Here is a 13,262-nt window from a genome sequence, read left to right on the forward strand (position 1 = left end):
TATCATGATTCAAACTGAAAGCCGGCTCGAAGTGGCCGACAACACCGGTGCGCGCGAAGTTTTGTGCATCAAAGTCTTGGGTGGTTCCAAGCGCCGTTACGCAGGCATCGGTGACGTGATTAAAGTTACCGTGAAGAGCGCAGCTCCACGCGGTCGCGTCAAAAAAGGTGAAATTTATAACGCTGTCGTCGTTCGTACCGCCAAGGGCGTGCGTCGTCAGGATGGTTCCTTGGTCAAGTTCGACAGCAATGCTGCTGTCCTGCTGAACGCCAAGCTTGAGCCTATCGGTACCCGTATTTTCGGGCCAGTTACTCGTGAGCTGCGTACAGAGCGCTTCATGAAGATCGTCTCTCTGGCGCCTGAAGTTCTGTAAGGAGTGGTCATGGGAAAGATTCGTAAGAACGATGAAGTCATCGTGCTGACCGGCAAAGACAAAGGTAAGCGCGGTGTGGTAACTCAGCGTGTCAGCGCTGATTACGTTGTTGTTGACGGCATTAACGTCGCTAAAAAAGCGACCAAGCCTAATCCAATGACTGGTGCAACTGGCGGCATCGTCGATAAGCTGATGCCAATTCATGTGTCGAACCTCGCATTGTTCAATGCGACGGCCGGCAAGGCAGATCGCGTGGGTTACAAGAACGTGGACGGCAAGAAAGTCCGCGCTTATAAATCCAGCGGCGAAGTTGTTAAGGTTTAATAGATCATGGCACGTCTCCAAGAGTTCTATAAAGAAAAAGTCGTTGCCGACTTGACTGCTAAGTACGCTTATAAGTCGGTAATGGAAGTTCCGCGCATTCTGAAGATCACATTGAACATGGGTCTGTCGGAAGCTGTTGCGGATAAGAAAATCATCGAGCACGCTGTCGGCGATTTGACCAAGATTGCTGGTCAAAAGCCGGTCGTGACCAAGGCGCGTAAAGCGATTGCGGGTTTCAAGATCCGTGAAGGCTACCCAATTGGTTGCATGGTGACCCTGCGTGGCGCCCAGATGTACGAGTTCCTGGATCGTTTCATCACCGTGGCTCTGCCGCGTGTGCGTGACTTCCGTGGTGTCTCCGGTCGTGCTTTCGATGGTCGTGGTAACTACAATATCGGTGTGAAAGAGCAAATCATTTTCCCCGAAATTGAATACGACAAAATCGATGCGCTGCGTGGCTTGAATATCAGCATCACGACAACCGCGAAGACCGACGACGAAGCGAAATCGCTCCTCGCCGCATTTAAATTCCCGTTCAGAAACTGAGGCTGCCATGGCAAAACTGGCACTGATTAACCGTGAACAAAAGCGTGCAGATCTGGTGAAGAAATACGCCGGCAAGCGCGCTGAGTTGAAGGCAATCATCGACGACCAATCCAAGTCGGAAGAAGAACGTTACGAAGCGCGCCTGAAGTTGCAAGCGCTGCCACGTAACTCTGCTCCGACCCGCCAACGTAATCGTTGCGCACTGACAGGTCGTCCACGTGGCACATTCCGTAAATTCGGTTTGGGCCGTATTAAGGTCCGTGAAATCGCCATGCGTGGCGAAATCCCGGGTTTGACTAAAGCCAGCTGGTAATAGGAGAACAAGCAATGAGTATGAGCGATCCTATCGCCGATATGCTGACCCGTATCCGCAATGCGCAAGTTGTGCAAAAGACGACCGTAGCAATGCCGTCGTCGAAGGTCAAAATCGCAATTGCTAACGTCCTCAAGGACGAGGGCTATATCGAAGACTTCGCCGTGGCAGAAGCCGGCGGCAAAGCAGAACTGAAAATCGGCCTGAAGTACTATGCCGGTCGTCCAGTTATCGAGCGCCTCGAGCGCGTGTCCCGTCCTGGCCTGCGTATTTACAAAGGCAAAGACGAGATTCCTAACGTGATGAACGGCCTGGGTGTGGCAATCGTTTCCACTCCACGTGGCGTCATGACAGATCGCAAAGCGCGCGCTACCGGTGTCGGTGGCGAAGTGATTTGCTACGTGGCCTAAGGAGTGCAATATGTCTCGTGTTGGTAAAATGCCGATTGCACTGCCAGGTGGCGCGGAAGCGACCATTACTGCAGCGCAGATCACAGTAAAAGGCCCGTTGGGCTCGCTTTCCCAGCCATTGACTGGCCTGGTGAAAGTTGCAAACAACAATGGCACGCTGAACTTCGAAGTGGCAGATGACAGCCGCGAAGCGAATGCAATGTCCGGTACCCTGCGTGCGTTGGTCAATAACATGGTCAACGGTGTCACTAAGGGTTTCGAAAAGAAGCTGAACTTGGTTGGTGTGGGTTTCCGCGCTCAAGCACAAGGCGACAAGCTGAATCTGTCGCTGGGCTTTTCGCACCCGATCGTTCACCAGATGCCACAAGGCATCAAGTGTGAAACCCCGACTCAAACCGAGATCTTAATCAAGGGTATCGACCGCCAAGTAGTTGGCCAGGTCGCCGCTGAAATCCGTGCATATCGTCAGCCAGAGCCTTACAAGGGCAAGGGCGTTCGCTATTCGGATGAAGTGGTTGTACTCAAAGAAACCAAGAAGAAGTAATAGGGGTTGACGATGGACAAGAAACAATCACGTCTGCGCCGCGCGACTCAAACCCGTGCCAAGATCGCAGAATTAAAGGTCAATCGCCTGGCCGTGCATCGTACCAACACGCACATCTACGCGAGCATCATCGGCCCCGACGCAAACGTCCTGGCTTCGGCATCGACGTTGGAAGCGGAAGTTCGCCAACAACTGGCTGGCCAATCGGGCAAGGGCGGCAACGCTGCTGCCGCGACATTGGTAGGCAAGCGCGTCGCCGAGAAGGCACTGAAAGCTGGAGTCACCGAAGTAGCGTTTGACCGCTCCGGTTTCCGTTATCACGGCCGCGTCAAGGCGTTGGCTGAAGCTGCGCGTGAAGCCGGCCTGAAGTTCTAAGGAAAATCATCATGGCAAAAATGCAATCGAAAATGCAAAGCGACAAGCCGGATGACGGCATGCGCGAAAAAATGATCGCGGTCAACCGTGTCACCAAAGTGGTGAAGGGTGGTCGTATCATGGGTTTCGCAGCGCTGGCAGTTGTTGGTGACGGCGATGGCCGTATCGGCATGGGCAAGGGCAAGTCGAAAGAAGTGCCAGTTGCAGTGCAAAAGGCAATGGAAGAAGCCCGTCGCAAGATGATCAAGGTCACCTTGAAGAACGGTACTCTGCAACATACAGTGACCGGCAAGCATGGTGCGTCGTCGGTTCTGATGTCGCCAGCCAAAGACGGTACCGGTGTGATCGCCGGCGGCCCGATGCGCGCAATTTTCGAAGTGATGGGCGTGACCAACGTTGTTGCAAAGTCGAATGGTTCCACCAATCCTTACAACATGGTCCGTGCAACACTCGACGGTTTGGCCAAAATGAACACTCCAGCAGAAATTGCAGCCAAGCGCGGCAAGTCTGTTGAAGACATCCTGGGCTAAGGTAAAACAGATGGCAAACACAATCAAAGTACAACTGGTCAAAGGTTTGATCGGTACTCGCCAAGACCACCGTGCAACAGTGCGCGGTCTGGGACTGCGTCGCGTTAATTCGGTCTCCGAATTGCAAGACACCCCATCGGTTCGCGGCATGATCAACAAAGTGTCCTATCTTGTGAAAGTGGTTTCGTAAGCCTTGGGCTTGCGAACGGAGCAAATCATGGAATTAAACACAATCCAACCAGCTGATGGCGCCAAGCACTACAAGCGTCGCGTCGGCCGTGGTATCGGTTCTGGCCTGGGCAAGACAGCCGGTCGTGGTCACAAGGGTCAAAAATCGCGTTCGGGCGGCTTCCATAAAGTCGGCTTCGAAGGTGGTCAGATGCCTCTGCAACGTCGTCTGCCAAAGCGCGGTTTCAAGTCGCTGGCAGCGCCGTACAAGGCTGAAGTCCGTTTGTCCGACCTGGAAAGCCTGCCGGTTACCGAGATCGATATCCTGGCATTGAAGCAAGCCGGCGTCATCGGCGAACTGGCCAAGGTTGTCCGCATCATCCTGTCGGGTGAGCTGACCAAGAAAGTAACAGTCAAGGGTTTGATTGCTACCAAGGGCGCAAAAGCAGCTATTGAAGCTGCCGGCGGTTCGGTAGCTTAATCTGACGTTTGACGCGGAGCATTAATTGGCGACTACACCTCAACTTGCTAAAGGCGCTGCAAAAGGATTCCCTTGGAACCGTTTGTGGTTTTTGCTGGCGGCATTAGTTGTATATCGCATCGGTGCTCACATTCCTGTTCCAGGAATTGACCCGACGCAGTTGGCGCAATTGTTCAAACAAAACCAGGGCGGCATCTTGGGCATGTTCAACATGTTCTCCGGCGGCGCCCTGTCGCGTTTCACAATTTTCGCTCTTGGGATCATGCCGTATATTTCGGCGTCGATCATCATGCAGTTGCTGTCGGTGGTATCGCCGCAGCTCGAGGCGTTGAAAAAAGAAGGTGAAGCCGGGCGTCGCAAGATTACCCAGTACACCCGCTACGGCACTCTGGTGCTGGCAACGTTTCAGGCGCTGGGTATTGCTGTTGCACTGGAATCGCAAGCTGGTCTTGTGTTGGATCCGGGTCTGGCGTTCCGCCTGACGACGGTCGTGACGCTGGTGACCGGTACGATGTTCCTGATGTGGCTGGGCGAGCAGATTACGGAGCGCGGTTTGGGTAATGGCATTTCGATCATTATCTTCGCCGGTATCGCTGCTGGTTTGCCGAACGCATTGGGTGGCTTGTTTGAACTGGTTCGTACAGGTTCGATGAGCGCATTGTCGGCGATCCTGATTTGCGTGATTGTGGCGCTGGTGACGTTCCTGGTGGTGTTCATTGAACGCGGCCAACGCAAGATCCTGGTGAACTATGCGAAGCGTCAGGTCGGCAACAAGATCTACGGCGGGCAAAGCAGTCATTTGCCGCTGAAGCTGAACATGGCTGGTGTGATTCCTCCCATCTTCGCTTCGTCGATCATCTTGTTCCCGGCGACGATCACGAGCTGGTTCACTTCCGGCGATACATCGAATCCTTTCATTCGTTTCCTGAAGGATTTGGCTGCATCGATGGCGCCGGGCGAACCGATTCATGCGCTGCTGTATGCGATTGCAATTGTTTTCTTCTGTTTTTTCTACACTGCGTTGGTTTTCAACAGCAAAGAAACGGCAGATAACCTGAAAAAGAGCGGTGCGTTTGTTCCTGGTATTCGTCCTGGTGACCAGACTGCCCGTTACATCGACAAGATCTTGATGCGCTTGACGTTGGCCGGTGCGGTGTACATCACATTGGTTTGCTTGTTGCCTGAATTTTTGATCGCACGTTGGAAGGTGCCTTTCTACTTCGGTGGAACCTCTCTTCTGATTATTGTGGTCGTCACCATGGATTTCATGGCGCAGGTCCAGAATTATGTAATGTCTCAGCAGTATGAATCGTTGCTTCGCAAGGCAAATTTCAAGGGCGGTATGACTTCACGATAGGTGAAGGGTAGCGCCCAAAGGAACAGACGATCGAATGGCAAAAGACGACGTTATTCAGATGCAAGGCGAGATTCTGGAGAATCTGCCTAATGCGACATTCAGAGTTAAGTTGGAAAACGGACATGTTGTACTCGGCCATATTTCCGGGAAAATGCGGATGAACTATATTCGCATCCTCCCAGGAGATAAGGTCACGGTGGAACTGACTCCTTATGATTTGAGCCGGGCACGTATCGTGTTCCGTACCAAGTAGTGTGAAACGAACCTAGTATCGAAAGAAAGAGGGCCACAATGAAAGTGCTCGCATCAGTCAAGCGGATCTGCCGCAACTGCAAAATCATCAAGCGCAAAGGCGTAGTTCGTGTTATCTGCACAGAACCGCGTCATAAACAGCGCCAAGGTTAATTTAACGTTATTGATCGAGGAATAACGCATGGCACGTATTGCAGGGGTCAACATCCCCAACCATCAGCACACTGTAATCGGCTTGACAGCCATCTACGGTATTGGCCGTCCACGCGCGCAAGATATTTGCGTCGCCACCGGTGTCCCGACCAATAAAAAGGTCAAGGATCTGGACGATAACGAACTGGAAAAGCTCCGTGACGAAATTGCAAAATTCGTCGTCGAGGGTGACCTGCGTCGCGAACTGTCGATGAACATCAAGCGTTTGATGGACCTGGGCTGCTACCGTGGTATGCGTCACCGTAAGGGCTTGCCTTGCCGTGGCCAACGTACCCGCACCAATGCGCGTACTCGCAAGGGTCCACGTAAAGCCGCACAATCGTTGAAGAAATAATCCCGGCACCCGCTAGTCGATTACCGGATTCAAGGAAATAATTATGGCAAAGAGCCCAAATAACGCCGCAGCAGCACGTGTGCGCAAGAAAGTTAAGAAGAACGTTGCAGAAGGTATCGCTCACGTTCACGCTTCGTTCAACAATACCATCATCACGATCACCGATCGCCAAGGTAATGCTTTGTCTTGGGCGACTTCGGGTGGTGCCGGTTTCAAGGGTTCGCGTAAATCGACTCCGTTTGCTGCCCAGGTCGCTGCTGAAGCTGCCGGCAAGGTTGCAATCGAATGCGGCATCAAGAATCTGGAAGTGCGCATCAAGGGCCCAGGCCCAGGTCGTGAATCGGCTGTGCGCGCACTGAACAATCTGGGCATCAAGATCACCCAGATCCAGGACGTGACTCCGGTCCCGCACAACGGCTGCCGCCCACCAAAGCGTCGTCGTATCTAATCTGTAGTATAATCTTGCGCTTTCGCAGAACATGCGAAAGCGTTGGAAATCACCCGCCAATGACCTTGGCGGGTTTTGTTCTTAAGCCCACTGTTTGATTGCACGCAGATCAAACTAGCGTTCAGGCCGGCGACGGTCTTGGAACGTCATTCAATTAAAGGAAATACCGTGGCACGTTATATCGGACCTAAAGCAAAACTTTCCCGCCGTGAAGGCACCGACCTGTTCCTGAAGAGCGCACGCCGCTCGCTGGATTCCAAGTGCAAACTGGATTCCAAGCCAGGTCAACACGGCCGCACTTCCGGTGCTCGCACTTCGGATTACGGCAACCAATTGCGCGAAAAGCAAAAGGTCAAGCGTATCTACGGCGTGCTCGAGCGCCAATTCCGCCGCTACTTCGCAGAAGCCGACCGCCGCAAGGGCAACACCGGCGAAACGCTGCTGAAGCTGCTGGAAGCTCGTCTGGACAACGTCGTTTATCGTATGGGTTTCGGTTCGACCCGTGCTGAAGCGCGTCAACTGGTTTCGCATAAGGCGCTGACCGTCAACGGTATCGTCGTGAACATCGCTTCGTACCAGGTCAAGGCTGGTGACGTCGTCGCCGTCCGCGAAAAGGCCAAGAAGCAAGTGCGTATCGCCGAAGCCCTGTCGCTGGCTGAGCAATCCGGTTTCCCATCGTGGGTTTCCGTCGATGCCAAGAAGCTGGAAGGCACTTTCAAGACTTCCCCGGACCGTAACGAAATCGCCAACGACGTCAACGAATCGCTGATCGTCGAACTGTATTCGCGTTAATCCGTATCCTGCGTTTTCCCTGTGCCCACCTTCTTGGTGGGCATTTTTCCGACATGCCATCAGCCTTATCGGTGTAACGAACCGAGGGTATTGAAGAGGACATTTCATGCAAAATAGTTTGTTGAAGCCACGTATCATCGAAGTTGAAGCACTGGGCGCCGGTCACGCGAAGGTCGTGATGGAGCCGTTCGAGCGTGGCTATGGCCACACCCTGGGCAACGCGCTGCGCCGCGTTCTGCTGTCGTCGATGATCGGTTACGCCCCGACCGAAGTCACCATCGCCGGCGTCGTACATGAGTATTCCTCCCTCGACGGCGTGCAGGAAGACGTCGTTGACATCCTGTTGAACCTGAAGGGCGTCGTGTTCAAGTTGCATAACCGCGACGAAGTCACACTGACCCTGAAGAAAGAAGGCGAAGGCGTTGTTCTGGCATCGGATATCGATCTGCCGCACGATGTCGAGCTGATCAATCCGGATCACGTGATCGCCAACCTGACCGCAGGCGGCAAGCTGGACATGCAGATCAAGGTCGAAAAGGGCCGTGGCTATGTGCCGGGCAACGTTCGTCGTCTGTCCGAAGATGCCAACAAGACCATCGGTCGCATCATCCTGGACGCGTCGTTCTCGCCAGTGCGCCGTGTTTCCTACGCTGTCGAATCGGCACGCGTGGAACAACGTACCGATCTGGACAAGCTGGTCATCAACATCGAAACCAACGGTGTGATCACACCGGAAGAAGCGATCCGTCAATCGGCCCGCGTCCTGGTTGATCAACTGAACGTGTTCGCCGCCCTGGAAGGCACCGAAGCGACTGCCGAAGCTCCATCGCGCGCACCGCAAGTCGATCCTATCCTGCTGCGTCCGGTCGACGATCTGGAACTGACTGTCCGTTCGGCAAACTGCCTGAAGGCCGAAAACATCTACTACATTGGCGATCTGATCCAACGTAGCGAGAATGAACTGCTGAAGACGCCGAACCTGGGCCGCAAGTCCCTGAACGAAATCAAGGAAGTTCTGGCATCCCGCGGTCTGACCCTGGGCATGAAGCTGGAAAACTGGCCGCCAGCCGGCCTGGAAAAGTAATTTTGCAATGATGGTGAGCGGTTGAAAGATCGCTCACCGTGCAAAGCGAAGCAGTAAAAAGCAGCACCGTAGAGCAGCACCAAGTCCTGGCAACAGGCAATAACCCAATCGATACCGGTCCGCGGCAAATAGACACTGCCGATAGAAGAACTGGATTAAAACTGTAATCTGAAAGGAAATATCATGCGTCACCGTCACGGTCTCCGTAAACTGAATCGTACTTCCTCGCACCGCCTGGCAATGCTGCGCAACATGACAGTATCCCTGCTGCGCCACGAAGCCATCAAGACAACTCTGCCAAAAGCCAAGGAACTGCGCCGCGTCGTCGAGCCTATCCTGACTCTGGGCAAGACCGATACACTGGCCAACAAGCGCCTGGCATTCTCCCGCCTGCGCGACCGCGAAATCGTCGGCAAGCTGTTCTCCGAACTGGGCCCACGTTACGCAGCACGTAACGGCGGCTACCTGCGCATCCTGAAAATGGGTTTCCGCGTCGGCGACAATGCTCCTATGGCTTTCGTTGAACTGGTTGATCGTCCGGACGTCTCGGAAGAAGCGCCAAGCGTCGAGTAATCACGCTGCTGCATGCTGACATCGCGTCAAGCACGATGGAAGAAAAAAGCCAGGCCATGCCTGGCTTTTTGCATTTCCGGGACATTGCAATACCGCGCAGTTTGCTCTGCCGAACTTGACCGCCCCGACTGCAACAAGCACACGTAAACACGGTCGAACCGCTTGTTGCAAGTCGGGCGGATCGGACGAACCGTCGCAGCTACATCAACGGCATGCCCGGCGCAACCAGCCGGCATGCCGATACGCCAACCACGAAGCGCCCGCGCGGCGCCAGGAACGATATGACGGAGCCATCGATACTGTCGGTCAGCAAGCTGCACAAGGCATTCGGCGCCGGCGACCAGCGCGTCGCCATCATCAACGACTTGAGCTTCGCCCTGCGTCCCGGTGAATGCTACGGCCTGCTTGGCCCCAACGGCGCCGGCAAGACCACCACGCTGCGTCTGTGCCTCGGGCTGGCCACGCCCGACAGCGGTGAGATCCGGCTCGGCGGCAAGGCCATCCCGGAACAGGCGCGCGCCGCACGCATGCGCGTCGGCGTGGTGCCGCAGGCCGATAACCTCGATCCCGACTTCACCGTGCAGGAAAACCTGCTGGTGTTCGCGCGCTACTTCGGCATCACCGATGCGACGATGGCGCAGCGCATTCCCGAGTTGCTCGAGTTCGCCAACCTGACGGCAAAGAAGGATGCCCGCATCGCTGAGCTGTCCGGCGGCATGAAGCGGCGACTGACGCTGGCGCGCGCGCTGGTCAACGATCCCGACCTGATCTTCATGGACGAGCCGACCACCGGCCTCGATCCGCAGGCGCGCCACATGATCTGGGAGCGCCTCAAGAACCTGCTGGCGCGCGGCAAGACCATCCTGCTGACCACCCACTTCATGGACGAAGCCGAACGGCTGTGCGACCGCCTGGCGGTGATCGATCACGGCAAGATGATCGCGGAAGGTTCGCCGCAGGACCTGATCGCGCAACACATTGAAGCCGAGGTGCTCGAGATCTACGGTGAGAATGCCAAATCATGGGCCGAGCAGCACGGCCGCAGCCATGCCTCGCGCGTCGAATACAGCGGCGAGACCGTGTTCTGCTATACCAACGATGCGCAGGCGTTGCTGGCCACCCTGCAGCACGTGCAGGGGGTGCGTTACATGCACCGCCCGGCCAATCTCGAAGACCTTTTCCTCAAACTCACCGGCCGCGAAATGCGCGATTAGGCCTCAGGAAAATCACATGACGACAATCTACGCACCGCCGGTGTTTTCGCTGCGATTCTATCCGATCTGGCGCCGCAATTTCCTGGTCTGGAAAAAGCTCATGGCCGCCAGCATCATCGGCAACATCGCCGAGCCGCTGATCACGCTGATCGCCTTCGGTTACGGCCTCGGCAGCATCCTCAAGGAAATCGACGGCATTCCCTACATCCACTATCTCGCCTCGGGCTCGATCTGCATGTCGGTGATGATTGCCGCGTCGTTCGAGGCGCTGTATTCGGCCTACTCGCGCATGAGCGTACAGCGCACCTGGGACGCACTGATGAACGCGCCGCTGGCGCTCGACGATATCGTTCTCGCCGAGCTGCTGTGGGCCGCCACCAAGTCGTTGTTCAGCGGCGCCGCCATCCTGTGCGTGATGTTCGCGCTCGGCATCGGCCTGCATCCGCAGGTGGTGCTGGTGCTGCCGGTGCTGTTCCTGGTTGGCATGACGTTCGGCGCGTTGGGTCTGATCATGAACGCGCTTGCCAAGGGCTACGATTTCTTCACGTATTACTTCACGCTGGTGCTCACGCCGATGACCTTCCTGTCGGGCGTGTATTATCCGGTTGCGCAGTTGCCGTCATGGTTGCAAACAGTGTCGCAATTCCTGCCGCTGAGAGCCGCCGTGAACCTGGTGCGCCCGCTGGTGCTGGGGGGCTGGCCGCAGACGCCGTTGCTGGATCTGGCGGTGCTGGCGTTTTACTGCTGCGGCGGATTCTACGCCGCGGTGATCTTCACGCGGCGGCGCTTCTGAATATTGAAGAAAACCGGAGAGATGCCATGGAACAAGCGCTGATCGTACTGACCAATCTGCCCGACGCCGAGCTGGCAAAATCGCTGGCGCACACGCTGGTGGAACGCCGCCTGGCGGCCTGCGTGAATATCATGCCTGCGGTACAGTCAATATATCGGTGGCAGGGCGCCGTCGAGCATGCCAGCGAGATAAGCTTGATGATCAAGAGCACGCAGGCGCGCTATGCCGAACTGGAAGCGGCGATCGTCGCCGCGCATCCTTACGACGTGCCGGAAATCATCGCACTGCCGATTACCGCAGGCTTGCCCGCCTACCTGAATTGGATCGTTGCAGAAACCGGGAAAGAGATGAATGTTTAAGCGTTTGCTGGTCGCCGTACGTGGCGGCTTCTTGATGAAATTATTGCTGGCCGCCGTGTTGGCCGCTTCGCTGGCGCCGGCAAGCGCGTCGGCGGAAGAGTATCTCGCGCCGGAAGCCGCCTTCCGTTTTTCCGCCGTGATGGTCGATGCCGGTACGCTGCAGATCACCTACGCGATCGCCGACGGCTACTACATGTACCGTGATCGCTTCCATTTCAAGGCCGACGGCGCCACGCTGGGCCAGCCTGATTTTCCGCATGGCAAGGTCAAGTACGACGAGAATTTCCAGAAGGAAGTCGAGACCTATCGCAACAGCGTCAGCATCCGCATCCCGGTTGAGGTGTCCACATCCCCTGGCGCATTCAAACTGGTCTCGACCGCACAGGGCTGCGCCGACAAGGGCTTGTGCTATCCGCCGATGGATACTGCTGTGGACATGTCGGCCAGCGCTGTCGGCAAGGTCGTAGGACCGGCGGATGCATCCGGCAATGTCATCGCTTCCAGCGGCTCGGACATGGACAGGATCACCGCTGCACTCAGGAGCGGCAAGCTGCTGACCGTCCTGTCGCTGTTCTTCCTGCTCGGCGTTGGTCTCTCGTTCACACCCTGCGTGCTGCCAATGGTGCCGATCCTGTCGTCCATCATCGTCGGCGAAGGCGCGCAGGCCAAACGCGGCCGCGGCCTCTTGCTGTCGGCCGATTACGTGCTTGGCATGGCGCTGGTCTACACTGCGCTCGGCATCGCCGCCGGCCTGATCGGCGAAGGCCTGTCGGCAGCGCTGCAGAATCCCTGGGTATTGTCGGCGTTCGCGCTGCTGATGGTTGGTTTGTCGCTGTCGATGTTCGATTTTTACCAGCTGCAAGTGCCGGCGGCATGGCAATCCAAACTGACGGAAGCGTCCGGGCAGGGCGGCGGCAAGCTGGCGGGGGTATTTGTGATGGGCGCGATCTCGGCCCTGATCGTCGGCCCCTGCGTCGCGGCGCCGCTGGCCGGCGCGCTGCTGTACATCAGCCAGACGCGCGACGTCGTGCTGGGCGGCAGCGCTCTGTTCGCGATGGCGCTCGGCATGGGCGTGCCGCTGCTGGTCATCGGCGCCTCCGCCGGCGCCTTGCTGCCGCGCGCCGGCGGCTGGATGGAATCGGTCAAGCGCTTCTTCGGCGTGCTGATGCTGGCCACCGCCTTGTGGATGGTGTCGCCGGTCATCCCGGCCTGGGCCTTCGTGGCCGGCTGGGCGGTGCTGGGCATCGCCTACGGCGCCTACCTGCTGTGGAGCAAGCGGGGACACTGGATGTCGCGCGCCTGCGGCATGGCGTTCGCTGCGCTGGGATTGTTGCAACTGGTCAATGTCACTACCGGCGGTCGCGATCCGCTGGCGCCGTTGTCGCATCTGGGCGGCCCCAAAGCGGCGGTGCATACCGATTTCGTACGCGTGCGCTCGGTCGCCGAACTCGACGCCGCGCTGGCGCAGACCGGCGGCAAGCCCGCAATGCTCGACTTCTATGCCGACTGGTGCGTGTCCTGCAAGGAGATGGAAAAATTCACCTTCACCGACCCGCGCGTGCGTGAAAAATTCGCCCGCATGGTCCTGCTGCAGATCGACGTCACCGCCAACAACGCCGACGACAAGGCCATGCTCAAGCGCTTCCAGCTGTTCGGCCCGCCCGGCATCATCCTGTTCGACGGCCAGGGCCGCGAGCTGGCCGGCAAGCGCGTGATCGGCTACCAGAACGCCGATCAGTTCTTGCAAAGCCTGCAAGCTTTGGCGCCTTGAAATCGGTC

The 13,262-nt window shown here is 56.7% G+C and carries 22 protein-coding genes; all 22 read left to right on the forward strand.

The annotated features are described in order from the left end of the window. Positions 1-4: 4 nt before the first annotated feature. The 22 genes from rplN to dsbD all read left to right on the forward strand — a co-directional run bounded on the left by rplN (position 5) and on the right by dsbD (position 13,254). The gene (gene rplN / locus ACIROY_RS21675) at positions 5-373 is read left to right on the forward strand and encodes a 50S ribosomal protein L14 (protein WP_016836029.1); all 369 of its coding nucleotides are present in this window, start codon (positions 5-7) and stop codon (positions 371-373) included. Between the two features lie 9 nt (positions 374-382). Then, the gene (gene rplX, locus ACIROY_RS21680; protein WP_402277757.1) at positions 383-697 is read left to right on the forward strand and encodes a 50S ribosomal protein L24; all 315 of its coding nucleotides are present in this window, start codon (positions 383-385) and stop codon (positions 695-697) included. 6 nt (positions 698-703) lie between these two features. After that, a complete protein-coding gene (gene rplE, locus ACIROY_RS21685; RefSeq protein WP_016836027.1) occupies positions 704-1,243 on the forward strand; it encodes a 50S ribosomal protein L5 in 540 nt (179 codons plus the stop codon). Between the two features lie 7 nt (positions 1,244-1,250). Beyond that, complete coding sequence (gene rpsN / locus ACIROY_RS21690; protein ID WP_007875333.1) at positions 1,251-1,556, forward strand: 30S ribosomal protein S14; 306 nt, start codon at positions 1,251-1,253, stop codon at positions 1,554-1,556. 14 nt (positions 1,557-1,570) lie between these two features. Beyond that, positions 1,571-1,966 (forward strand): 30S ribosomal protein S8, encoded by a 396-nt coding sequence (gene rpsH, locus ACIROY_RS21695; protein ID WP_007875335.1) that lies wholly within the window; start codon positions 1,571-1,573, stop codon positions 1,964-1,966. A gap of 10 nt (positions 1,967-1,976) precedes the next feature. Beyond that, the gene (rplF, locus tag ACIROY_RS21700; RefSeq protein WP_016836026.1) at positions 1,977-2,510 is read left to right on the forward strand and encodes a 50S ribosomal protein L6; all 534 of its coding nucleotides are present in this window, start codon (positions 1,977-1,979) and stop codon (positions 2,508-2,510) included. A 12-nt stretch (positions 2,511-2,522) separates the two neighbouring features. Further along, positions 2,523-2,885 carry a 50S ribosomal protein L18 gene (rplR, locus tag ACIROY_RS21705; protein ID WP_016836025.1) on the forward strand — a complete coding sequence of 121 codons (363 nt, stop codon included), beginning with the start codon at positions 2,523-2,525 and terminating at the stop codon, positions 2,883-2,885. 11 nt (positions 2,886-2,896) lie between these two features. Next, positions 2,897-3,415: a 30S ribosomal protein S5 gene (rpsE, locus tag ACIROY_RS21710; protein ID WP_016836024.1), complete on the forward strand. Its 519-nt coding sequence runs from the start codon at positions 2,897-2,899 to the stop codon at positions 3,413-3,415. A gap of 10 nt (positions 3,416-3,425) precedes the next feature. Continuing rightward, the gene (gene rpmD / locus ACIROY_RS21715; RefSeq protein WP_007875342.1) at positions 3,426-3,605 is read left to right on the forward strand and encodes a 50S ribosomal protein L30; all 180 of its coding nucleotides are present in this window, start codon (positions 3,426-3,428) and stop codon (positions 3,603-3,605) included. 27 nt (positions 3,606-3,632) lie between these two features. Beyond that, entirely contained in the window at positions 3,633-4,064 is a 432-nt protein-coding gene (gene rplO, locus ACIROY_RS21720) for a 50S ribosomal protein L15 (protein ID WP_029363883.1), read from the forward strand. 25 nt (positions 4,065-4,089) lie between these two features. Further along, a complete protein-coding gene (gene secY, locus ACIROY_RS21725; RefSeq protein WP_029363882.1) occupies positions 4,090-5,421 on the forward strand; it encodes a preprotein translocase subunit SecY in 1,332 nt (443 codons plus the stop codon). Between the two features lie 34 nt (positions 5,422-5,455). Beyond that, positions 5,456-5,674, forward strand: coding sequence for a translation initiation factor IF-1 (gene infA, locus ACIROY_RS21730; protein WP_005663428.1), 219 nt, complete (start codon positions 5,456-5,458; stop codon positions 5,672-5,674). 38 nt (positions 5,675-5,712) lie between these two features. After that, positions 5,713-5,826 (forward strand): 50S ribosomal protein L36, encoded by a 114-nt coding sequence (gene rpmJ, locus ACIROY_RS21735; protein WP_014004415.1) that lies wholly within the window; start codon positions 5,713-5,715, stop codon positions 5,824-5,826. A gap of 28 nt (positions 5,827-5,854) precedes the next feature. Continuing rightward, complete coding sequence (rpsM, locus tag ACIROY_RS21740; protein WP_016836021.1) at positions 5,855-6,220, forward strand: 30S ribosomal protein S13; 366 nt, start codon at positions 5,855-5,857, stop codon at positions 6,218-6,220. A 43-nt stretch (positions 6,221-6,263) separates the two neighbouring features. After that, positions 6,264-6,668: a 30S ribosomal protein S11 gene (rpsK, locus tag ACIROY_RS21745; RefSeq protein WP_016836020.1), complete on the forward strand. Its 405-nt coding sequence runs from the start codon at positions 6,264-6,266 to the stop codon at positions 6,666-6,668. 168 nt (positions 6,669-6,836) lie between these two features. Beyond that, a complete protein-coding gene (gene rpsD, locus ACIROY_RS21750; protein ID WP_402277756.1) occupies positions 6,837-7,460 on the forward strand; it encodes a 30S ribosomal protein S4 in 624 nt (207 codons plus the stop codon). 106 nt (positions 7,461-7,566) lie between these two features. Continuing rightward, on the forward strand, positions 7,567-8,544 hold the full coding sequence (locus ACIROY_RS21755) for a DNA-directed RNA polymerase subunit alpha (RefSeq protein WP_007875351.1): 978 nt from the start codon (positions 7,567-7,569) through the stop codon (positions 8,542-8,544). Positions 8,545-8,727: 183 nt separating this feature from the next. After that, positions 8,728-9,117 (forward strand): 50S ribosomal protein L17, encoded by a 390-nt coding sequence (rplQ, locus tag ACIROY_RS21760; RefSeq protein WP_007875352.1) that lies wholly within the window; start codon positions 8,728-8,730, stop codon positions 9,115-9,117. Between the two features lie 281 nt (positions 9,118-9,398). Continuing rightward, on the forward strand, positions 9,399-10,331 hold the full coding sequence (locus ACIROY_RS21765) for an ATP-binding cassette domain-containing protein (RefSeq protein ID WP_402344151.1): 933 nt from the start codon (positions 9,399-9,401) through the stop codon (positions 10,329-10,331). A gap of 16 nt (positions 10,332-10,347) precedes the next feature. Further along, a complete protein-coding gene (locus tag ACIROY_RS21770; protein WP_402277754.1) occupies positions 10,348-11,124 on the forward strand; it encodes an ABC transporter permease in 777 nt (258 codons plus the stop codon). A gap of 26 nt (positions 11,125-11,150) precedes the next feature. Next, positions 11,151-11,483, forward strand: a complete 333-nt coding sequence (cutA, locus tag ACIROY_RS21775) for a divalent-cation tolerance protein CutA (protein WP_402277753.1) — start codon at positions 11,151-11,153, stop codon at positions 11,481-11,483. Continuing rightward, entirely contained in the window at positions 11,476-13,254 is a 1,779-nt protein-coding gene (gene dsbD / locus ACIROY_RS21780; protein ID WP_402344154.1) for a protein-disulfide reductase DsbD, read from the forward strand. The genes cutA and dsbD overlap by 8 nt, the downstream gene beginning before the upstream one ends. The last annotated feature ends 8 nt before the right edge of the window (positions 13,255-13,262 follow it).

It is taken from the genome of Herbaspirillum sp. NPDC101396, from assembly GCF_044767365.1.
In the GTDB taxonomy this organism is placed as follows: domain Bacteria; phylum Pseudomonadota; class Gammaproteobacteria; order Burkholderiales; family Burkholderiaceae_D; genus Herbaspirillum.

Bases quoted from the DNA above. Each gene is read 5' to 3' on its own strand.
- rplN (WP_016836029.1), top strand. From the start codon at position 5: ATGATTCAAACTGAAAGCCGGCTCGAAGTGGCCGACAACACCGGTGCG.
- rplX (WP_402277757.1), top strand. From the start codon at position 383: ATGGGAAAGATTCGTAAGAACGATGAAGTCATCGTGCTGACCGGCAAA.
- rplE (WP_016836027.1), top strand. From the start codon at position 704: ATGGCACGTCTCCAAGAGTTCTATAAAGAAAAAGTCGTTGCCGACTTG.
- rpsN (WP_007875333.1), top strand. From the start codon at position 1,251: ATGGCAAAACTGGCACTGATTAACCGTGAACAAAAGCGTGCAGATCTG.
- rpsH (WP_007875335.1), top strand. From the start codon at position 1,571: ATGAGTATGAGCGATCCTATCGCCGATATGCTGACCCGTATCCGCAAT.
- rplF (WP_016836026.1), top strand. From the start codon at position 1,977: ATGTCTCGTGTTGGTAAAATGCCGATTGCACTGCCAGGTGGCGCGGAA.
- rplR (WP_016836025.1), top strand. From the start codon at position 2,523: ATGGACAAGAAACAATCACGTCTGCGCCGCGCGACTCAAACCCGTGCC.
- rpsE (WP_016836024.1), top strand. From the start codon at position 2,897: ATGGCAAAAATGCAATCGAAAATGCAAAGCGACAAGCCGGATGACGGC.
- rpmD (WP_007875342.1), top strand. From the start codon at position 3,426: ATGGCAAACACAATCAAAGTACAACTGGTCAAAGGTTTGATCGGTACT.
- rplO (WP_029363883.1), top strand. From the start codon at position 3,633: ATGGAATTAAACACAATCCAACCAGCTGATGGCGCCAAGCACTACAAG.
- infA (WP_005663428.1), top strand. From the start codon at position 5,456: ATGGCAAAAGACGACGTTATTCAGATGCAAGGCGAGATTCTGGAGAAT.
- rpmJ (WP_014004415.1), top strand. From the start codon at position 5,713: ATGAAAGTGCTCGCATCAGTCAAGCGGATCTGCCGCAACTGCAAAATC.
- rpsM (WP_016836021.1), top strand. From the start codon at position 5,855: ATGGCACGTATTGCAGGGGTCAACATCCCCAACCATCAGCACACTGTA.
- rpsK (WP_016836020.1), top strand. From the start codon at position 6,264: ATGGCAAAGAGCCCAAATAACGCCGCAGCAGCACGTGTGCGCAAGAAA.
- ACIROY_RS21755 (WP_007875351.1), top strand. From the start codon at position 7,567: ATGCAAAATAGTTTGTTGAAGCCACGTATCATCGAAGTTGAAGCACTG.
- rplQ (WP_007875352.1), top strand. From the start codon at position 8,728: ATGCGTCACCGTCACGGTCTCCGTAAACTGAATCGTACTTCCTCGCAC.
- ACIROY_RS21765 (WP_402344151.1), top strand. From the start codon at position 9,399: ATGACGGAGCCATCGATACTGTCGGTCAGCAAGCTGCACAAGGCATTC.
- ACIROY_RS21770 (WP_402277754.1), top strand. From the start codon at position 10,348: ATGACGACAATCTACGCACCGCCGGTGTTTTCGCTGCGATTCTATCCG.
- cutA (WP_402277753.1), top strand. From the start codon at position 11,151: ATGGAACAAGCGCTGATCGTACTGACCAATCTGCCCGACGCCGAGCTG.
- dsbD (WP_402344154.1), top strand. From the start codon at position 11,476: ATGTTTAAGCGTTTGCTGGTCGCCGTACGTGGCGGCTTCTTGATGAAA.